This is a genomic window from Trujillonella humicola (assembly GCF_046233715.1).
GTDB lineage: Bacteria > Actinomycetota > Actinomycetes > Mycobacteriales > Geodermatophilaceae > Trujillonella > Trujillonella humicola.
Map to the genome: position 1 here is coordinate 73,657 of NZ_JBJNRJ010000011.1, position 19,312 is coordinate 92,968.

The 19,312-nt window shown below is 72.6% G+C and carries 17 protein-coding genes; 10 read left to right on the top strand and 7 right to left on the bottom strand.

The window, feature by feature from the left end:
* Window positions 1–21: 21 nt before the first annotated feature.
* Together ACK586_RS08480 and ACK586_RS08485 are read right to left on the bottom strand one after the other, a co-directional pair.
* A complete protein-coding gene (locus ACK586_RS08480) occupies window positions 22–924 on the bottom strand; it encodes an enoyl-CoA hydratase-related protein (protein WP_409330027.1) in 903 nt (300 codons plus the stop codon).
* The gene (locus tag ACK586_RS08485) at window positions 921–1,724 is read right to left on the bottom strand and encodes an enoyl-CoA hydratase-related protein (RefSeq protein WP_409330028.1); all 804 of its coding nucleotides are present in this window, start codon (window positions 1,722–1,724) and stop codon (window positions 921–923) included. Before ACK586_RS08485 ends, ACK586_RS08480 begins: the two co-directional genes overlap by 4 nt.
* A 123-nt stretch (window positions 1,725–1,847) precedes the next feature.
* On the opposite strand from ACK586_RS08485, the gene ACK586_RS08490 reads away from it, so the two are divergent.
* From ACK586_RS08490 to ACK586_RS08500, 3 genes are all read left to right on the top strand, one after another.
* Window positions 1,848–3,347 (top strand): class I adenylate-forming enzyme family protein, encoded by a 1,500-nt coding sequence (locus ACK586_RS08490; protein ID WP_409330029.1) that lies wholly within the window; start codon window positions 1,848–1,850, stop codon window positions 3,345–3,347.
* A gap of 78 nt (window positions 3,348–3,425) precedes the next feature.
* Window positions 3,426–4,214, top strand: a complete 789-nt coding sequence (locus ACK586_RS08495; RefSeq protein ID WP_409330030.1) for an enoyl-CoA hydratase/isomerase family protein — start codon at window positions 3,426–3,428, stop codon at window positions 4,212–4,214.
* A 239-nt stretch (window positions 4,215–4,453) separates the two neighbouring features.
* Window positions 4,454–4,672, top strand: a complete 219-nt coding sequence (locus ACK586_RS08500; RefSeq protein ID WP_409330031.1) for an SDR family NAD(P)-dependent oxidoreductase — start codon at window positions 4,454–4,456, stop codon at window positions 4,670–4,672.
* Window positions 4,673–4,688: 16 nt separating this feature from the next.
* Here ACK586_RS08500 and ACK586_RS08505 read toward each other — a convergent pair whose 3' ends face one another.
* Window positions 4,689–5,534: a mycofactocin-coupled SDR family oxidoreductase gene (locus ACK586_RS08505; protein ID WP_409330032.1), complete on the bottom strand. Its 846-nt coding sequence runs from the start codon at window positions 5,532–5,534 to the stop codon at window positions 4,689–4,691.
* Between the two features lie 61 nt (window positions 5,535–5,595).
* Window positions 5,596–6,720: an acyl-CoA dehydrogenase family protein gene (locus ACK586_RS08510; protein ID WP_409330033.1), complete on the bottom strand. Its 1,125-nt coding sequence runs from the start codon at window positions 6,718–6,720 to the stop codon at window positions 5,596–5,598.
* A gap of 89 nt (window positions 6,721–6,809) precedes the next feature.
* On the opposite strand from ACK586_RS08510, the gene ACK586_RS08515 reads away from it, so the two are divergent.
* From ACK586_RS08515 to ACK586_RS08530, 4 genes are all read left to right on the top strand, one after another.
* On the top strand, window positions 6,810–8,024 hold the full coding sequence (locus ACK586_RS08515; RefSeq protein ID WP_409330034.1) for an acyl-CoA dehydrogenase family protein: 1,215 nt from the start codon (window positions 6,810–6,812) through the stop codon (window positions 8,022–8,024).
* A gap of 321 nt (window positions 8,025–8,345) precedes the next feature.
* A complete protein-coding gene (locus ACK586_RS08520) occupies window positions 8,346–11,090 on the top strand; it encodes an ABC transporter permease subunit (RefSeq protein WP_409330035.1) in 2,745 nt (914 codons plus the stop codon).
* Window positions 11,091–11,125: 35 nt separating this feature from the next.
* Window positions 11,126–11,866, top strand: a complete 741-nt coding sequence (locus ACK586_RS08525; RefSeq protein ID WP_409330036.1) for an ABC transporter ATP-binding protein — start codon at window positions 11,126–11,128, stop codon at window positions 11,864–11,866.
* 57 nt (window positions 11,867–11,923) lie between these two features.
* The gene (locus ACK586_RS08530) at window positions 11,924–13,204 is read left to right on the top strand and encodes an ABC transporter substrate-binding protein (RefSeq protein WP_409330037.1); all 1,281 of its coding nucleotides are present in this window, start codon (window positions 11,924–11,926) and stop codon (window positions 13,202–13,204) included.
* Between the two features lie 93 nt (window positions 13,205–13,297).
* Here the strand turns inward: ACK586_RS08530 and ACK586_RS08535 are convergent, their stop codons facing one another.
* The 3 genes from ACK586_RS08535 to ACK586_RS08545 form a co-directional block, all read right to left on the bottom strand.
* Window positions 13,298–14,068, bottom strand: coding sequence for a FadR/GntR family transcriptional regulator (locus tag ACK586_RS08535; RefSeq protein ID WP_409330038.1), 771 nt, complete (start codon window positions 14,066–14,068; stop codon window positions 13,298–13,300).
* A 93-nt stretch (window positions 14,069–14,161) separates the two neighbouring features.
* Window positions 14,162–15,157, bottom strand: coding sequence for a zinc-binding dehydrogenase (locus tag ACK586_RS08540; protein ID WP_409330039.1), 996 nt, complete (start codon window positions 15,155–15,157; stop codon window positions 14,162–14,164).
* A gap of 58 nt (window positions 15,158–15,215) precedes the next feature.
* A complete protein-coding gene (locus ACK586_RS08545; protein ID WP_409330040.1) occupies window positions 15,216–15,905 on the bottom strand; it encodes a TetR/AcrR family transcriptional regulator in 690 nt (229 codons plus the stop codon).
* 150 nt (window positions 15,906–16,055) lie between these two features.
* Between ACK586_RS08545 and ACK586_RS08550 the strand changes: the two genes are divergently transcribed.
* From ACK586_RS08550 to ACK586_RS08560, 3 genes are read left to right on the top strand one after another with little or no spacing between them, the layout of a single operon-like run.
* Window positions 16,056–16,817 carry an SDR family NAD(P)-dependent oxidoreductase gene (locus ACK586_RS08550; RefSeq protein WP_409330041.1) on the top strand — a complete coding sequence of 254 codons (762 nt, stop codon included), beginning with the start codon at window positions 16,056–16,058 and terminating at the stop codon, window positions 16,815–16,817.
* A gap of 31 nt (window positions 16,818–16,848) precedes the next feature.
* A complete protein-coding gene (locus ACK586_RS08555) occupies window positions 16,849–18,183 on the top strand; it encodes an acyl-CoA dehydrogenase family protein (protein WP_409330042.1) in 1,335 nt (444 codons plus the stop codon).
* Between the two features lie 20 nt (window positions 18,184–18,203).
* A complete protein-coding gene (locus ACK586_RS08560) occupies window positions 18,204–19,268 on the top strand; it encodes a phosphotransferase family protein (protein WP_409330043.1) in 1,065 nt (354 codons plus the stop codon).
* Window positions 19,269–19,312: the final 44 nt, after the last annotated feature.

Here is a 19,312-nt window from a genome sequence, read left to right on the forward strand (position 1 = left end):
TGCCGCAGCAGGGGCCCTCCGTCAGCGCTCGAGCGTCTCGGCGGGGACGAGGTCGACCTCGGGCAGCCCGGCTCCGACGACCGCCGCGGGGTCGAGGTCCGTGGGCAGGCCGGGGAAGGAGGGGCTCCGCTTCTGCAGGAAGCTGTCGATCCCCTCGCGGAAGTCCGGCGACGCGGCGGCCACGCCCATCGCGCGGTAGCACCGCCGGAGCGCGGAGTCGAAGTCGCCCTGCACGTCCAGCCGGAGCTGGTGCCCGATCAGCGCCATCGACAGCGGCGAGCAGTTCGCGGCCACGTCCGCCGCCCACGCCCGGGCGGCCGGCAGCAGCTCGTCGCGCTCCAGCACCCGGTTGACCATGCCCATGGCATGCGCCTCGTCGGCGTCGAACACCCGCCCGGAGAGCAGCAGCTCAGTGGCGTTGCCGGTCCCGACCAGGCGGGGGAGCAGCCACGTCGCGCCGAACTCCCCGGCCAGGCCGCGGCGGGCGAACGCCGTCGTGAATCGTGCTCCCCGGGCGACGAAGCGGACGTCGCACAGCAGCGCCTGGACCAGGCCCATGCCGGCGCAGGCGCCGTTGATGGCGGCGATTAGCGGCTTGCGCAGCCGCCACCCGGTCGCGGGCGAGCTCCGTCCGGACATGTCCATCGGCTTGCCGGCGATGCTGTCCAGCCGGCCGCTGTCGACGCCCGGGCAGAACGTGGTCCCGGCACCGGTGAGGACGGCGGCGCGGACGCGCGGGTCGCCGTCCAGCATCCCGAGCACGTCGAAGTAGCGGCGCTCCATGTCGGGGTTCCACCCGTTGCGGCGCTCGGGCCGGTTGAGGGTGACGATGGCGACGCCGTCCTCCCCCACCTCCACGGTCACGAGCTCGTCGGGGCCGCCGTAGTCGGGGAGGTCCGCACGCGTCCCCTCGGTCCCCGTCATCGCCAGGCCCACGTCGGGGTCCGCTTCTCGCGGACGGACGCGCGGGCCTCGACCGCGTCGTCCAGCCGGCTGACGCGGGCGGTGTAGTCCTGCTCGAGGCGGTACCCGTCCTCGAGAGACAGGTGCTCCACCCGGTTCATCGCCTGCTTGGCCATCCGGAGCGCCAGGGGGCTCTTGCCGGCCAGTTCGAGGGCCAGCGCCCGCGCGGCCCCGGCCAGATCTCCGGGCGGGACCACCTCGACCGCGGCGCCGAGCCGGTACAGCTCGGCGGCGGGCACCCGGCGTCCCGTGAACGCCATCTCGCGCGCCTTGTGGGGCCCGACGAGCCGCTGCACGTGCCGCGCGCCGCCGAGCACCCCTACGTCGATCTCGGGGATGGAGAACCAGGCGGTGTCCGAGAGCACAACGAGGTCGCAGCAGGCGACCAGGGCGGCGCCGGCGCCGATGGCCCCGCCGTTCACGGCCGCGACCACGGGCAGCCCGCCGTCCCGGATGGCCCAGAAGCAGTCCCGGACGACGGCTCCGGGGTCCACGAGATCGGCGACGCTCTCCCCGGGCAGCAGCTCGCGGCGGGTGTACCGGCGCTCGGACTCGGCGACGTCGGCACCGGCGCAGAACAGCCGCTCGCCCTCCGCGGTGAGCACGGCGACCGACGCGTCGGTGCGGCGGCCCAGCTCGCCGAAGACCCGGGCGATCTCGCGCATCATCGGCGCGCTCAGCGCGTTCACCGGCGGGCGCGCCAGCGTGACCGTCGCCACCCCCTCGGAGACGTCGACGCGGGCGTGTTCCAACTGCTCCATCGGGCAGGGTCTCCTCGCTGCAGGCTCTGGCGGTCCCCGGAGAATCCCCTATATCGTCTAACTGTTCAATGCTGAACGCGGCCTCCGTCACGACGGGGCCTCGACGATCGGAGTCGGACTCGCATGTCCATCGCGATGCTGCTCGAGATGGCCTCGGCGGCCCAGGGGGACCGGCTGGCGGTCGGCTCCCGTTCCGGTAACGGACTCACCTACGAGCGGCTGGCCGCGGTGTCGGCCGGAGGAGCTCGCCTCGTCGCCGACTCGGGCGCCGACCGGGTGGCCTACGTCGGCGTGAACGGCCCGGCGTTCCCCGTGCTGCTGTTCGCCGCGGCACGGGCCGGCCGCCCGATCAGCCCGCTGAACTACCGGTTGTCGGCGGACCAGCTCCGTGAGCAGCTCGCCGATCTCGGCGCGCCCTACGTGGTCGTCGACCCCGCCTACCGGAGCGCGGTCGAGGGTGCCGGCTGCACCGTCGTGTCCAGCGACGAGTGGCTGGCGGCCGCGGCCACGGCGGAGCCGCTGGAGCAGGTCGCCGTCGACGACGACGCGACGGCGGTGCTGCTGTTCACCAGCGGCACCACCGCCAAGCCGAAGCGGGTCGTGCTGCGGCACAGCAACCTGCTGTCCTACGTGCTGCAGACCGTCGATTTCGCCTCTGCCGAGCCGGACGACGCCATCCTGGTGAGCGTGCCGCCGTACCACATCGCCGGCGTAGGGACCGTGCTCAGCAACCTGCACGCCGGCCGGCGGCTGGCCTACCTGCCCAATTTCAGTGCGGCCGGCTGGCTGGACACGGTGCGGTCCGAGGGCATCACGCACGCGATGCTGGTGCCGACCATGCTGGTGCGGATCGTCGAGGAGCTCGGTGGCCGGGACGCCGGCATCCCGCATCTGCGCTCCCTGGCCTACGGGGGGGCCCGGATGCCCGGCCATGTGCTCGAGGCGGCTCTGGAGGCCTTTCCGCAGACGGGATTCGTCAACGCCTACGGGCTGACCGAGACCAGCTCGACGATCGCCGTCCTCGGGCCCGAGGACCACCGCACCGCGGTGGCCTCCGACGATCCGGACGTGCGCGCCCGGTTGCGCTCGGCGGGCCGCGCCGTCCCCGGGATCGAGTTCCAGGTCCGGAACGAGATCGGCGAGGAGGTCGAACCCGGCTCGGAGGGCGAGCTGTGGGTGCGCGGTCCCCAGGTGTCGGGCGAGTACGAGGGCCTGGGCTCGGTGCTCGACGCGGAGGGATGGTTCCCGACCCGCGACCGCGCCCGGGTGGACGCGGAGGGGTACCTGTACCTGTCCGGCCGCTCGGACGACGTCATCATCCGGGGAGGGGAGAACATCGCCCCGGCCGAGATCGAGGAGGTGCTGGGCCGGCACCCGCAGGTGCGCGACGCCGCCGTCTTCGGCGCCCCCGACGAGGAGTGGGGCGAGAAGATCGTCGCCGCCGTCGTGCCGGAGGTCGGGGCGATCCTCACCGTCGAGGACGTCCGCGGCTACGTGCGCGAGCGGCTGCGCGGCTCCCGGACCCCCGACGAGGTCGTCTTCCGCGACGAGCTGCCCTACACCCCGACCGGCAAGCTCCTGCGCCGGCAGCTGGTCGCCGAGAGCGCCGCCGCGCCGGCCTGATCCGTTCCGCGGCGGCGCCGGCCCCGCGACCCACACCGACCGCCGCACGGCGGGGCGATCCGACATCCTGGAGGACCGATGGTCTACGGCCTGCCCGACATCCTCCGGGTCGAGGCGCAGGGCCCGATCCGGGTCATCACGCTCAACGACCCGGACAAGCTCAACGCGATGACCGACCCGCTGCACGAGGCGCTCACCGACGTCTGGGTGCACATCATGCGCGACCCGGACGCTCGTGCCGTCGTGCTCACCGGCGCGGGCCGGGCGTTCTCAGCGGGCGGCGACGTCCCCGGGTTCCTGCGCAACGTCGAGGACGTGGAGTACCGGCGGGCCAGCATGCGCACCGCCCGGCTGCTGGTCGACCACATCCTCGGCTGCCATCTGCCGGTGATCGCCGCGGTCAACGGCCCCGCCGTCGGCCTCGGGTGCAGCATCGCGATGTCCTGCGACCTGGTGCTCATCAGCGAGACCGCCTACATCGCCGACACGCATGTGAACGTGGGCCTCGTCGCCGGGGACGGCGGCGTGGTGACGTGGCCGTTCATGATGAGCATGCTCAAGGCGAAGGAGTACCTCTTCACCGGCGAACGGATCCCCGCGGCCCTCGCCGTCGAGCTGGGCCTGGCGAACCGGGTGGTCCCCGCGGAGTCCCTGATGGACGAGGCGCTGGCCCTCGCCGGCAAGCTCGCCCAGCAGCCGGCGCAGTCACTACAGGAGACCAAGCGCTCGCTGAACCTGCACCTGCAGGCGGCGGCATTGAAGGTGCTGCCGTTCGCGCTGTCGGCGGAGACCGAGTCCTTCTCCTCCCCGGAGGTCGCCGAGAGGGCCCGCCAGTTCGCCGCCAGAACGGCCGAGAAGCAGCGCTGACGGTCGGCAGTGCCCGCGCAACTGGACCCGACCTCACTGGCCGGCGTGGGCCGCTTCGCCGGGTCCTTCGACCGCCTCCGGATCGACCTGCTGGTCAACGGCACCGGGGTGATGGCCCCGCACCTGGAGCGGACCGCGGACGGCTTCGAGCGGCCGTTCGGGACCTCCCACCCGGGGCACTTCCTGCCCACCAACCTGCTACTGCCCCGCATGAGCGGGCCGGCGCGGATCGCGCACCTGTGTCCGACGGGCACCGGATCGCCGACGTCGACCGGGCCTGCCCGCCCTGGACGACCGGGGACTCGCCCTGGCCTGCCGACGGCCAGTCCACGACCGCCAACTCTTCTCGGTGCGGTGGAGGCGCGGCTGGGGAGCGGGGCGTGCACTCCTACGCCGTGCACCCGGGCGTGGTCACCACGGACCTGTTCCGGTCCATGAGCCCGCAGGAGCGGTTCTGACGGCTCCGCGCCGACGTCAGAACCGCCGGTTCTGGTTCCCCTGGTCCACCGGCAGGGTGACGCCGGTGATCCACCGGGCGTCATCACTGGCGAGGAACACCACCGCGCGGGAGACGTCCTCGGGGTCGAGCCAGGGCCGGCCCATCGGCATCGACCGGCGGAACCCGTCCATGCAGTCCTCGATCGTCGGGTCCGCGAGGTCCGGCCGGAAGAGCTTGAACTGCGGGGTGTTGGCCGTGACCATCGGCGTGTCCACGGTGCCGGGGGCGATGACGTTGACCCGGACCTGCCGGTGCGCGAGCTCGTTGGCCAGCGAGTTGGCCAGACCGATGACGCCCTGCTTGGCGGTCACGTAGTCGCCGATGTTGGGCACGCTGTTGAGCGCCGCACCGGAGCTGATGATGACGATCGATCCGCCGTCGCGGTGGGCCAGGACGTGCGGGACGGTCACCGCGACGGTGTGGAAGACGCCGGTCAGGTTGATGCCTATGACGTCGTCCCACTGCTCGGGCGGGATCTCCCAGATCCGGTGCGGGGGAGGGGAGACGGCGGCGTTGGCGACGACGATGTCCAGCCGCCCCAGCTCGGCGACGCCGCCGTCGACGACCGCCTGCAGCGCCGGGCGGTCGCGCACGTCGGCGACCCGGGCGACGACGCGGCGGTCGAGGGCCTCGATCTGCCGGACGGTCTCGGCCAGGTCCTCCTCGCTGCCCTGGGGGTAGCCCATCGTCTCCACCTGGCGGGCGATGTCGACGCCGATCAGGTCGGCGCCCTCGCGCGCGAGGGCCAGCGCGTGCGAGCGGCCCTGCCCGCGGGCGATGCCGGTCACGAAGGCCACCTTGCCCTCGAGTCGTCCTGGCATGTCGGGTCTCCTGTCGGCTGCGCCCTGTCGCGGGACCGGGGCGGGGAGGTTCAGACAGACCTCACGCGGGGGTGGGCGTCAGGCCGATGACGGCCGACAGGCGCTCGAGGTGGCGCTCCGGGTCGCCGAGCAGCTGGCGGTCCACGGTGGCGCGCTTGAGGTAGAGGTGCGCCGGGTGCTCCCAGGTGGCGCCGATGCCGCCGTGCACCTGGATGTTCTCGGAGGCGGCGAGGAGGGCGGCCTCCGAGCAGGTGACGCCGGCGATGCACGCGACTTCGGCCAGCTCCCCGGGGGACCGGTCCGCGACGAACAGCGCGTACATCATCGCCGACGTCGCCGCCTCGACCTCGAGCAGGACGGTGGCCAGCTTGTGCTTGACCGCCTGGAAGGACCCGATCGGCCGGCCGAACTGCTCGCGTTGCTTGGCGTACTCCGTCGCCATCTCCAGGCACCGCTCGGCGAGCCCGACCTGCTCGGCCGCGAGCAGGGCGGTCGCCTCGTCCAGCGCCCGCTGCAGCGCCGGGCCGCCGTGGCCCTCCTCGCCGAGCAGGGTGGCCGGGGCGCCGGTGAGCTCGACCCGGGCGACCCGGCGGGTCGGGTCCACCGTCTCGACCTGCTCGGTCAGGACACCGCCGCCGGCCCGCTCGACGAGGAAGAGCGAGAGCCCCGCAGGGGTCGAGGCCGGGACGACGACCAGGTCCGCGGCGTGCCCGTCGAGCACCCAGGCGCGGGAGCCGGTGAGGGTCCAGCCCTCTGAGGCCCGTTCCGCCCGTACCGACGGGGGCGCGTCCCGGTCGGCGTCGGGGCCCAGCCACGCCAGCGTGCCGGTCCGCGCGCCGGTGGCCAGGCCCGGCAGGTGGTCGGCCGCGGCCGCCGGGTCGCCGGCGGCGAGCAGCGCGCGGACGGCGACGGTCGTCGAGAGCAGGGGAGCGGTCAGCAGGGCGCGACCCGCCTCGCGGAGCACGACGCCGGCCTCGATCAGGCCGTAGCCGGAGCCGCCGAACTCCTCGGGGACCGCGAGTCCGGCCAGCTCCAGGTCGCCGGCCAGCCGCCGCCACGCCTCGTCGCTCCAGCCGCGCTCGCCGTCGACGTCACGGCGGACGGCCTCCTCCGAGGACACGTCGGCCAGCAGCTTGCGCACGCTGTCGCGGAGCTCGTCGTGCTCCGGGTCGTATCGAAAGCGCACGGGGCCTCCACGGACTGGGGCGATCCCCACGAGAGGGGCTATCGTCTACCTGATTCAGCTTATCAAGCGCGACGAGCGAGGAGTACCCCGTGGACACGACGTACCCGGCTGACGTCGAGGAGTTCCGTGCCGAGGTCCAGGCGGTGCTGGCCGAGGAGCTCCCACCGGGCTGGCGCGGGATCGGCGCGATCCCCGACGCGGAGGCGACGTCGCGCTTCGGCCGGGAGTGGCGGGCCACCCTGCACCGTCGCGGTCTGATGGGCGTGGCCTGGCCGGTCGAGTACGGCGGCCGGGGGCTGACCAACCTGCACCAGGTCGTGCTCGTCGAGGAGCTGACCCGGGCGGGGGTGCCGGCGGGGGTGTTCCCGCAGGACAGCACGGGCTTCAAGATGCTGGGCAACACGCTGCTGCGGTGGGGTACCCAGGCCCAGAAGGCGGCCATCCTGCCCGACCTCCTCTCCGGTGAGCAGCGCTTCTGCCAGGGCTTCTCCGAGCCCGGCGCCGGCTCTGACCTGGCCTCCGTCAGCACGCGGGCCCGCCTCGACGGGGACGAGTGGGTGGTCGAGGGCCAGAAGATCTGGACGTCGGGGGCCACGACCTCGACCGGCATCTTCGTGCTGGCCCGCACCGATCCGGCGGCCGCCAAGCACAAGGGCCTGTCCTTCCTCCTCGTCCCGCTGGACCAGCCGGGCGTCGAGGTGCGGCCCATCCGGCACATGAACGGCGGCCGGGAGTTCTGCGAGGTCTTCTTCACCGGGGCGCGGACCGCCGCCGACATGGTGGTGGGGGAGGTCGGGCAGGGATGGCAGGTCGCGAGCACCCTGCTGACCTTCGAGCGCGGCGAGGAGGCGGCGACCAACCCCATCCTGTTCCAGGCCGAGGTCCTCCGGCTGGTGGAGCTGGCCCAGAGGACCGGCCGCGCGCAGGACCCGGTCTTCCGTCGGCGGATCGCCTGGTGCCACGCCAGGGTGGAGGTGATGCGCTACCTGGGGTACCGCGTCCTTACCGACGTCCTGGCCGGTGACGAGATCGGGCACGCCGCCTCGGTCTCCAAGCTGTACTGGAGTGAGTACCACCGCATCGCCACGCAGCTCGCCCTGGACCTCCAGGGGCTCGGTGGCCTGGTGCCCACGGGCAAGCCGCCGTCGCGGTTCATGCGCGCCGACGACCCCGGCGCCGATCCCTCGTCCGCCAACAGCTGGTGGCAGGTCTCGCTGAACGCGCGGGCCGGCACGATCTACGCAGGCACCTCGGAGGTGCAGCGCAACATCCTCGCCGAGCGGGCCCTCGGCCTGCCGCGCTGAGTCCGCGACCGGTTCCTCGGGCGGTGTGCTCCGCCGGAACGGCGGGTCGCCGGCCGTGTCCCCGGCAGAAGGCGCGCGAGTGGAGCGGTCGTCTGTGACTGCCGTCATCGAATCGTTGTACGGGTGGTCACGGGGAACCGTTGACACCCTCCTCAGATCGTGAGCAGAATCATCAAGCTATTTTAGCGATTGGCGCTCCCGGCGACCCCGGTCCGCCGGTCGTCTGCATGAGCCAGCGTTCGCATCCGTCGGCGCGTCGTCGTATCCCCCGGCCGGTCCCCGGCCTGTCTGCAGGACACCGACAGCAGAAGGGCGCACCCCGTGCAGCACCTGGTCTTCCTGCTCCTCGGCCTCGGTAACGGAGCCGTGTTCGGCGCACTCGCGCTGGCACTCGTGCTCACGTTCCGCAGCTCCGGAGTCGTCAACTTCGCGACGGGCAGCATCGCCCTCCTCACCGCGTACATCTACGCGTTCCTGCGCAAGGGCGAGTTCCTCGTCCTCGTCCCCGGTCTCCCCGACACGGTGGACCTCGGCACGGAACTCGGGCTGATCCCGGCGATGCTCATCGCCGTCGGCCTCGCGGGGCTGCTCGGCCTGGTCATGCACCTGGCGGTGTTCCGGCCGCTGCGCAACGCGCCCCCGGTGGCCAAGGCCGTGGCAACGCTGGGCATCTCGCTGCTCATCACGGCCCTGATCGCCGCCCGCCTGGGCACCAACGCCGTCGCCGTCGCGCCGATCTTCCCCAACGACATCTGGGAGGTCGGTGACGTCAACATCCCGGCCGACCGCGTGTACCTGGCACTCACGATCCTCGCGGTCGCGGTGGTGATCGCCGGTCTGTTCCGGTTCACCCGCTTCGGCCTGGCCACGCGTGCGGCGGCGGAGAGCGAGAAGGGCGCCTACATCAGCGGGATCTCGCCCGACCGGATCGCCGCCTACAACTGGATCATCAGCTCCGCCGTCGCCGGCCTGGGCGGCATCCTCGTCGCGCCGCTCATCCCGCTGATCCCGGTCTCCTACACGCTGTTCATCGTCCCCGCGCTCGCCGCCGCCGTCATCGCCCGGTTCACCAACGTCCTGTGGGCCACGATCGCCGGCATCGCGATCGGCATGCTGCAGTCGGAGATCCAGTACCTGACCAGCAAGTACGACTGGCTGCCCTCGTCCGGGCTGCCCGAGCTCGTGCCGTTGGTGCTCATCCTGATCGTGCTGGTCATCCGGGCGAAGCCGCTGCCAGGTCGAGGGGCCATCATCCTGCAGTCGCTGGGCCGTGCCCCACGCCCGCACCGGCTCCTGCTGCCGACGCTGGTCCCCAGCCTGCTGGCCGTCCTGGCGCTGGTGTTCTTCACCACCCAGTACCGCAACGGGCTCATCTCCAGCCTGATCTTCGGCATCATCGCGCTGTCCGTCGTGGTCGTCACCGGGTACGCCGGCCAGGTCTCTCTCGCCCAGCTCCCGCTGGCCGGGGTGTCGGCTTTCCTCCTGGCCCCGATCGCCGACGACCTCGGCGTCCCCTTTCCGCTGGCGCCCCTGCTCGCGGCCCTGGGGGCCACGGTCGTCGGCGTGGTGATCGGGCTGCCGGCGCTGCGCATCCGCGGCCTCACCGTCGCCGTGGTGACCTTCGCCCTTGCATTCGCTCTCGAGGCGATGTGGTTCCGCAACCTGGACATCGCCGGCGCCGACGGGCTTCCGGTCCCGCAGCCCAGCCTGTTCGGCCTGGACCTGTCGGTCGGCACCGGTTCGGACTTCCCCCGCGTGCAGTTCGGCCTGCTCTGCCTGCTGTGCCTGGTGGTCGCGGGCCTCGCCGTGGCCAAGCTGCGCACCAGCCAGCTCGGCTCCCAGATGCTCGCCGTCCGCGCCAACGAGCGGTCGGCCGCGGCGGCCGGCGTCAACGTCGTCCGGGTGAAGCTGCTCGCCTTCGCGATCGGCGCGTTCATCGCCGGGGTCGGTGGTGCGCTGCTGGCCTACAAGCTGGGGAACGTCACGTTTGACCCGTTCACCGCGATCCTGGGCCTGGCGTTCTTCGGCACGGTGTACCTGCTGGGCATCACCTCGGTGTCGGGCGGGATCATCGCCGGGATCGCGGCGATCAACGGCCTCTTCTACGTCCTCGTGGGCGAGTTCGTGACCACCGGGCTGTGGTATGAGGTGATCTCCGCGGTCCTCCTGGTCCTCACGGTCATCCTCAACCCCGAGGGCGTCGTCGGCCCGGCCCACCAGGTTTTGGAGAAGCGCCGGGCCCGCGGGTCGGGGGACCGTACCGGCTCGATCGTCGGCAGCGAGACGGGCCAGACCATGACGGGCACGCCGGCGGTGCGCCCGGGCACGGGCATCCCCGACCTGCTCTCCGTCCGCGACCTCACGGTCCGGTACGGCGGCGTGGTGGCCGTGGACGGCGTCACGTTCGACGTCGCCGAGGGCGAGATCGTCGGTCTCATCGGTCCCAACGGCGCCGGTAAGACGACGGCGATCGACGCCATCAGCGGCTTCGCCCCGGCTACCGGCTCGGTCCGGCTCGGCGGCGAGGACCTGACCGCACGCAAGCCGCACCAGCGGATCCGCGCAGGACTGGGGCGGACGTTCCAGGCCATCGAGCTCTACGAGGACCTCAGCGTCCGCGAGAACGTCGTCGTCGGACTCACCGCGGATGCCGGACGCTCCGGCGCTGGCGACGAGGCGCTCGACGAGACGCTGGCCCTGCTCGGCCTTGGCGAGGTCGCCGAGCGGCCGGCCGGTGAGCTCTCCCAGGGGCAGCGGCAGCTGGTCTCCATCGCCCGTGCCCTGGTGGGCCGACCCAAGGTGCTGCTCCTCGACGAGCCGGCCGGCGGCCTGGACACGGTGGAGAGCCACTGGCTCGGTGAACGCCTCCGGGTGATCCGTGACAGCGGCGTCACGATCCTCATGGTGGAGCACGACATGAGCCTGGTGCTCAGCCTGTGCGACCGGATCCACGTCCTCAACTTTGGCCATGTCATCGCCAGCGGCGCACCGGCCGAGATCCGCCGCGATCCCAAGGTCACCCAGGCGTACCTGGGCAGCACCCACGCCGAGGAGGTCCCCGCGTGAGCAACGACGTGACCCCAGACCCCGCCGCTCCAGGCGTGAGCAGCACCACCGTCCTCGAGCCGCCGGTGCTCGAGCTCCGCGGGGTCCAGGCCGGCTACGGCTCCGTCCCGGTCGTCCGGTCGCTCGACCTGTCGGTCGACCGGGGCACGGTGCTGGGCCTGCTGGGCCCCAACGGCGCCGGCAAGTCCACGCTGATGATGACGCTAGCCGGGCTGTTGCCCCGGCTCGGCGGTGAGGTGCTGGTAGACGGCAAGCCGATCGCGTCCGGCCGCCCGGCGATGGCGAACCGCTCGGGAGTGGTGCTCGTCGCCGACGACCGCGCCCTGTTCACCTCGCTGAGCGTCAAGGACAACCTCGCGATCGCACGCCGCAAGGACGGCCCGACGATCGACTCCGTCTACGACCTGTTCCCGGTGCTCGGTCAACGGAGCAAGCAGCTCGCTGGGACGCTGTCCGGCGGCGAGCAGCAGATGCTCGCCGTCGCCCGCGGCCTCGTGCAGAAGCCGGAGGTCCTGCTCATCGACGAGATGAGCATGGGCCTGGCCCCGGTCATCGTCGAGAGCCTGCTCCCGGTCGTCCGCCGGATCGCCGACGAGACCGGCGCCGTCGTCGTCCTGGTCGAGCAGCACGTGAAGCTCGCACTCGAGGTCTGCGACCGGGCCGTCGTCCTGGTCCACGGCGAGGTCGTGCTCCGTGGGGAGGCAGCCGCCCTTGCCGCCGACCCCGGCGCGCTGGAGGCGGCGTACCTGGGCCACGCCGCCGCCACCCCGGCCTGACCGCACACCCCCGAGACGCACCACCCGCCCATCCACCGAGAAGAGAGTGACCCCTTCATGTCCGTGCTCCATCCCCGTCGCCGCCAGCGGCTCGCCGTTCCCGCGGTGCTGCTGTCGGTGGCCCTGATCACCGCCGCGTGCGGTGACGACTCCGACGACTCCGGCGGCTCCGGCGACTCCGCATCGGGGGGCGACACCTCGGAGGTGCTGGGGGAGCTCGACGAGCCGACCGGCGAACCGGTCAAGGTCGGGTGGATGAGCACGGGTCAGACCCAGGCGGTCGACACCACCGACGAGATCCGCGGCGCCGAGATGGCCGTGGCCTACGCCAACGCCCACCTCGGCGGCCTGGGCGGCCGCCCCATCGAGCTCGTGATCTGCGAGGACAAGGGGACCCCGGCCGGGGCACAGGCGTGCGGCAACGAGTTCGTCAGCGAGGAGGTCGTCGCCGTCAGCAGCGGGAGCAGCAGCGCCGCGGATGCCGCCGTGCAGGTCGTCGACCCGGCGGGGATCCCCTTCACCGCCAACCAGGCCGCCACCGCGACGATCCTGGGGGCGGAGAACGCGTTCGTCTTCACCAACCCGATCTCGGCCTTCGGCACGCCGGCGGCCTTCGCCCGGGAGGAGGGCATCACCACCGCCGCGGTGCTCGTGATCGACGTCCCCGGAGCGGCCGGTCCCGCGAACGCGCTGGCCCCGTCCTTCTTCAGCAACGCCGACGCCGAGGTCGAGGTCGTCGCGATCCCGCCCGGCACGGCGGACATGACCCCGCAGGTGCAGTCGGCGCAGGAGAACGAGCCCGGCCTCTACCACCTCGCCGGTGATCCGACCTTCTGCAGCAGCGCGCTGCGGGCGATCCGGACGCTCGGCATCGAGGCGGAGATCACCATGCTCGACCGGTGCATCGCCGACGACGGCGGCGCCTCGGTGCCCGGCGGCTACGAGGGGATCACCATCATCGCCCAGGCGGTCCAGGACCCCGAGGACGAGCAGTACCAGATCTACACCGCCGCGCTCGAGGAGTACGGCGACGGTCTGGAGGACAGCGCCGACGCGCGATCGGGTTACGCGGGCATGCTCGGCCTGATCAGTGGCGTGAACGCCTCGGAGCCGACCGAGCTCACCTCGCCGAGCATCATCGCCGCGCTCCGTGGGATGCCCCCGGTCCCGCTGCCGCTCGGTGGCGGCGCCACCTACCAGTGCAACGGCCAGGCCCTCACGGCCATCAGCCCGAACGCGTGCTCGACGGCCTCCTTCGTCGCCGACGCCGACGCGGAGGGGCAGCTGTCGAACTACCGGGCCTTGGATGCCGAGGGGATCTACGAGCTCGGCGCCTGATCAGTCACACCGGGTTCGGACGGCGCGGTTGCCTCGGCGGCCGCGCCGTTCGCGCGTCCGGGGGCGGCGGGAGGCAGCCTGGACCCGCCGCCGTCAGTCCTGGGAGGAGACCACGATCGCGCCGACGCCACCCTGGGCCAGGTAGGCGCTGCCGGCCGTCAGGTGCCGCCGCCAGGTGGCCTCGGCCGCGGCCGCGTCCCGGGCCATGATCTGGTCGACCAGGTCGTGGTGGCTGCGCAGGGTCCCGCGCTCGATGCGGTCGTGGGTGGCCGACCCGAGGTCGACCTGCACCTGCCGCCACGACGAGCGCTCGATGATCCCGGCGAGCATGACGTTGAACAGCGTCAGCGTGTCGTTGCCGGCGAGCCGGACCACCAGCGAGTGGAACTCGTTGTGCGCCCGGACGATGTCGGCGGGGTCCTCGAGCAGGTCGTGCGCCTCGAGAGCCGTTCGCAGGGCGGCGATGTCGGCGTCGCTCCGGTTCGCGGCCAGCACGCCGGCCGCCGGCGCCTCGAAGAGGCTTCGGGCCTCCCACACGTCCTGGACCGGGGTCCGCCGGTGTTCGAGGACCAGTGCGGCGTAGCGGGCGGCCACCTCGTCGCTCGGCAGCTGCACGCGGCCGCCGCCCCCTGCGCCCCGGCGGACCACGATGAGGGACTCGGCCTCGAGGATGCGGAAGGCCTCGCGTAGCGTGGGTCGGGAGACGCCGAACTGCGTCATGAGCACGGCTTCCGACGGCAGCGCGTCACCTTCGGTCAGCTCGCCGGTGACGATGCGCCGGCGCAGCTGCGAGGCGACCAGCTCGGCCATCTTGGGCACCCGCACCTGCTGGCCGACGTGGCCGTGCGCCACCGCCTCGCTCATCAGTTCTCCAGTGGCCACGAGCCCTCCCGAGGTCGATCGGGCGGCGCCTGGGCCCGTCCATTCCGTGCTATCAGTATGACATTCGAATCGCTGTCACGAGCCCTCCGAGCGGGTGACGAGCACGACCTTGCCCATCGCCGTGCGGTTCGCGACGAGCCGGAGCGCCTCGCGTGCCCGGTCGAGGGGGAGGCGCGCGGTGACCGGCACCCGGAGGCCGCGACCGACGAGCGCGGCCACTGCCTCCGCGTCGTGTGCCGCGCCCTCCGGGTCCTCCTCGGCCTGACGGCGCATGTCGAAGCCGAGCAGGCTCACACCCTTGAGCAGCACGAGGTTCAGGGGGATCCGGGGTATCTCGCCGGAGGCGTAGCCGACGGTCACGAAGCGCCCGCCGCGACGCATCGCGCGGATCAACAGCTCGGCCAGCGGACCGCCCACGGGGTCGACGACGACGTCCACGCCGCCGGTAAGGTCCTGCACGGCCCGCCGGACGTCACCGGTCGCCGACAGGTCGATGACCGCGTCGACGCCGAGGTCCGCGCAGAACGCCGCCTTCGTGGCCGAGGAGACCACCGCGAGCACCCTGGCACCCGCCGCTCGCGCGACCAGTGCCGCCGCCGACCCGACCCCACCGGCCGCGCCGGGGACGGCCACCCACTCGCTGGGGCGTACGCCGGCCACCGGGTGCAGTGCTGAGTACGCCGTCCGCAGGGCCACGCTCCCGGCCGCGGCGGCCACCGGGTCGCCTCCCGGCGGCAGGCTGCGGACGGCTCCCGCCGGCACGACCACCCGTTCGGCGAAGGCGCCGGACATGGTGGTCCCGGCGACCGCGGTCCCGACGGCGAGCGTGTCCACCCCGGCGCCGGTGGCGAGGACCACGCCGGCGAACTCGCTGCCGGGGACGAAGGGCACGGCGACCGGCACCTGGTACCTCCCGGCGATCAGGAGCAGGTCCGGGAAGTTGACGGCGGCCGCCTCGACGGCGACGAGCAACTCGCCGGGTCCCGGCACGGGGTCGGGGACCTCCTCGACCGACAGGATCTCGTCGTACTCCGCGGGCTCGCCGAGGCGGAGGCAGTGGACCGCCTTCACCGGGGATCCGGAACGTCGTTGCGCATAGCGCGGAACGTAGGCGGGTGCCTGGGGCCGGTCAACCGGCGCGCAGGTGCTCCGCAGGCAGCACGGCCTGGCAGAAGCGGCGGAGATGGAGGCGCTCGGCCTCCGACGGTGCGGTGCCGGCGAGTGCGTGCCGGCGGACGGCGCCGAGGACCACGTCCTGCAGCGCCCGGGCGTCGAGGGTGGGCTCGGCGCGGCCGGCAGTGGTCAGGATCGGGACCAGGAGGTCGCCGAGCTGGTCCAGCAGGTCCACGCCGCCGCCCCGGGCTCCGCCCCGGGCAACCTCCTGGGCGACCGCCGAGCTCTGCCGGGCGGTGGGCGGCCTGCTCACCTGGTCGAGGAGGCCGTCGACCCAGGCCGCAATGCGTCCGCCCGGATCCTCGTGCTTGTCCATGCGGTGAGCGAGGTATCCGCGCAACCGCACGGTGCCCCGTTCCTGTACGGCCGCCATCAGGTCCGCCTTGCCGGCGAAGTAGCGGTAGAAGGTCTGGTTCGAGGTCCCGGCCTCGGCGACGATGTCGGCCACCCGCGGCTCCGCCGGGGCGACCCGCTCGGCGACCCGCAGAGCCGCGTCGAGGATCAGCTCCACGTCGGCCACCGCGTCCCGGTGCTGCCGGGAGAGCGCCCGCCCGACCGCTGCGCGTACCGACGGCGGTACCTGGTCCCACTCCATGGCCGAAGTCTGCCCACGGTCCTCGATCGTGGTGCTCTTGACGCCCGCCATGGTCGGAAGGTACTTCTTGAGCGCGCAAAACGCCATTCTCGGAGAAGCGACATCACTCCCATGGAGTGATGCCGGATGCGGGAGAAGCCGCGAGCCGTGGTCTGCGCCACCCCGGGACGACGGGACCGGACACATGACCGAGGAGTTGACGTGGGCTACGCCGACGAGCTGTTCGACCTGACCGATCGCGTCGTGCTCGTGACGGGTGGCAGCCGCGGGCTGGGGCGCGAGATGGCCATGGCCGCGGCCCGGTGCGGAGCCGACGTGGTGATCGCCAGCCGCAACGAGGAGTCCTGCGTCGAGGCCGCCCGGGAGGTCGAGGAGCTGACCGGCCGCTCCGCGCTGGCGTACGGCGTCCACGTGGGCCGCTGGGACGAGCTGCCCGGGCTGGTGGATGCCACGTACGAGCGGTTCGGCAAGGTCGACGTGCTGATCAACAACGCGGGCATGTCGCCCCTCTACGACGCGCTGACCGGCGTCACCGAGAAGCTCTTCGACAGCGTGGTCAACCTCAACCTCAAGGGCCCGTTCCGCCTGAGTGCGCTGGTAGGGGAGCGGATGGTGCAGGCCGGACGGGGCTCCATCATCAACGTGAGCACCAGCGGCTCCATCCGCCCGTCGCCAGGAATCATCCCCTACGCGGCGGCGAAGGCGGGGCTGAACGCGATGACCGAGGGGCTGGCCCACGCGCTCGGCCCCGTGGTCCGGGTCAACACGCTGATGCCCGGCCCCTTCTACACCGACGTCAGCCAGCACTGGGACCCCGAGGTCACCGAGCGGGAGCAGCAGCGCTACGCCCTGCGCCGGGCCGGCCAGCCGCCGGAGATCGTCGGCGCCGCCCTCTACCTGGCGTCCGACGCCTCCAGCTTCACCTCCGGCGCGACCCTCCGGGTCGACGGCGGCATCCCGTGAGCTCCCCCGACCAGAGAGGAGGAGTTCTGCGATGACATGGGACTTCTCGACCGATCCCGAGTTCCAGGCCAAGCTCGACTGGGTGCGCACCTTCGTGCGCGACAAGGTGGAGCCGCTGGACGTGCTGTTCCCGGGGTGCGAGTTCCTGCCCCTGGACGAGGAACGCCGTGCCGTGGTCGACCCGCTCAAGCAGGAGGTCCGCGACCAGGGCCTGTGGGCCGCCCACCTCGGCCCGGAGCTGGGCGGCCAGGGCTTCGGCGCGGTCAAACTCACGCTGCTCAACGAGATCCTCGGCCGCACCGACTGGGGCTCCATCGTCTTCGGCACGCAGGCGCCCGACACCGGCAACGCCGAGATCCTGGCCCGCTTCGGCACCCAGGCGCAGAAGGACCGCTTCCTGGCTCCGCTGCTGGCCGGCGAGATCTTCTCCTGCTTCTCGATGACCGAGCCGCAGGGCGGTGCCGATCCGCGGGTGTTCACCACGCGCGCGGTGCGCGACGGGGACGAGTGGGTGCTCACGGGGCGCAAGTACTGGTCCTCGAACGCCGCCGTCGCCTCCTTCCTCATCGTCGTGGCGATCACCGACCCCGACGTCCCGGTCCACCGGGGCGCCTCGACCTTCCTCGTGCCGCGCGACACCCCGGGCGTGGTGATCGAGGACAGCCACCACGTGTTCGGCGCGCACCGGCACGAGCCGGGTCACTCGCTGGTCCGCTACCAGGACGTGCGGGTGCCGGCGGACGCGATGCTGGGGGAGGAGGGGCACGGCTTCGAGGTCGCCCAGTCCCGGCTGGCCGGGGGCCGCCTGCACCACGCGATGCGCGCGATCGGGGTGGGCCAGAAGGCGATCGACATGATGGCCGAGCGGGCCAAGAGCCGCTTCACGCAGGGCAGCACCCTGGCCGAGAAGCAGTTCGTGCAGGGCTTCGTCGCGGAGTCCTACACCGAGCTGATGCCCTTCCGCCTGGCCGTGCTGCACGCCGCCTGGTTGCTGGACACTCAGGGGGAGGAAGCCGCACGGCGCGACATCGCCGCGCTCAAGGTCCTCACCCCGAAGGTGATGCAGTCCATCGTGCTCCGTGCGGTGCAGGTGCACGGCGGACTGGGCATTACCGAGCAGCTCCCGCTCATGGACATGTTCATGCACGGGCTGGCGCTCGGCCTGGCCGACGGCCCTACCGAGGCGCACAAGGTCAACCTGGCCCGGCAGCTCTTCCGGGACTACGAGGCCGACGACCCGGAGTGGCCGACGGAGTTCCTCGGCCGGCGACGCGAGGCCGCCCGCGCCCGGTACGGCGACATGGTGGGTTCCGTGCCGTCGGTGCCCGACCGGGTGCCGCCCTTCGTCCCCCTGCCCCAGCCCTGATCGACGACGAGGAGACGACCGTGACCGGACCGGACGACCAGGTCGACACCCGCGCACTCGCTGCCTGGCTCGACGACAACGTGCCCGCCCTGGCCGGCGGGGAACTCGCGACGACGGTGGTGACGGGCGGCTCGACCAACCTCATCCTCCGCCTCGACCGGGAGGGCCGGCGGGCGATCCTGCGCTCGCCGGGGACCGCGGGCGGCCCGCAGGGAGCCAAGACCCTGGACCGTGAGGCCATGGTGCTGCGCGCCCTGACCGGGACCGACGTGCCGTCCCCGGCCTTCTTCGGGCACTGCCCGGACCCGGCCGTGATCGGCGTCCCGTTCTTCGTCATGGAGGACGTCGACGGTTGGGCGGCGACGGTCACCCCGGAGAACACGACGACGTACCCGCCGTACTGGGCGCAGGGGCCCGACCACCACTACCTCGGCTACGCCATGGTCGACGGGCTGATCGCGATGGCGAACCTCGACTGGCGCGCCGCCGGGCTCGAGGGCTTCGGCAAGGCCGACAACTTCCTGGCCCGGCAGCCCGACCGCTGGCTGGGCGCGATCGAGAGCTATCCGAAGCTCTATCCGGAGTACCAGGTGCGTGACCTGCCCGGGCTGTCGTACGTCGCCGACTGGCTGCGCGCCAACATCCCGGCGGGCAGCACCCCCGGCCTCATGCACGCGGACTACGCGCTCAACAACGTGCTCTTCGCGCACCGGCCACCCGCGCGGCTGGTCGCGATCATCGACTGGGAGACCGCGACGATCGGCGATCCGCTGCTCGACCTCGCCGCCTTCACGCAGAACCTCCGCACCGGCGACGGCGACGACGGGGGCACCCGCTACTTCGACCCGGCGAACTTCCCGCTCCGTGCCGACGCCGTCGACTACTACGGCGAGCGCACCGGGCGGGACGTCTCCGGCATCGACTACTACTACGTGCTGTCCCGCTTCCGGTCGGCCTGCATGCTCGAGTACAAGGTGGCCGAGGCGATCCAGGGTCTGTCGTCGAAGGCCAAGGGGGACCGGTTCGACGGCCTCGTCCGGGGCCTGCTCCGCGACGCCGAGGCGCTCGCCCGCTCGCTGGGCTGATCCCACCGGGTCGGACCGGCACGGCGGCGCCGCCGGCTCAGCGC

What these genes read in the sequence shown, in the direction of transcription:
- ACK586_RS08485 (WP_409330028.1), bottom strand. Translation starts at nt 1,724, where the DNA reads ATGGAGCAGTTGGAACACGCCCGCGTCGACGTCTCCGAGGGGGTGGCG.
- ACK586_RS08545 (WP_409330040.1), bottom strand. Translation starts at nt 15,905, where the DNA reads ATGGCGGGCGTCAAGAGCACCACGATCGAGGACCGTGGGCAGACTTCG.
- ACK586_RS08490 (WP_409330029.1), top strand. Translation starts at nt 1,848, where the DNA reads ATGTCCATCGCGATGCTGCTCGAGATGGCCTCGGCGGCCCAGGGGGAC.
- ACK586_RS08555 (WP_409330042.1), top strand. Translation starts at nt 16,849, where the DNA reads ATGACATGGGACTTCTCGACCGATCCCGAGTTCCAGGCCAAGCTCGAC.
- ACK586_RS08535 (WP_409330038.1), bottom strand. Translation starts at nt 14,068, where the DNA reads ATGAGCGAGGCGGTGGCGCACGGCCACGTCGGCCAGCAGGTGCGGGTG.
- ACK586_RS08495 (WP_409330030.1), top strand. Translation starts at nt 3,426, where the DNA reads ATGGTCTACGGCCTGCCCGACATCCTCCGGGTCGAGGCGCAGGGCCCG.
- ACK586_RS08480 (WP_409330027.1), bottom strand. Translation starts at nt 924, where the DNA reads ATGACGGGGACCGAGGGGACGCGTGCGGACCTCCCCGACTACGGCGGC.
- ACK586_RS08530 (WP_409330037.1), top strand. Translation starts at nt 11,924, where the DNA reads ATGTCCGTGCTCCATCCCCGTCGCCGCCAGCGGCTCGCCGTTCCCGCG.
- ACK586_RS08505 (WP_409330032.1), bottom strand. Translation starts at nt 5,534, where the DNA reads ATGCCAGGACGACTCGAGGGCAAGGTGGCCTTCGTGACCGGCATCGCC.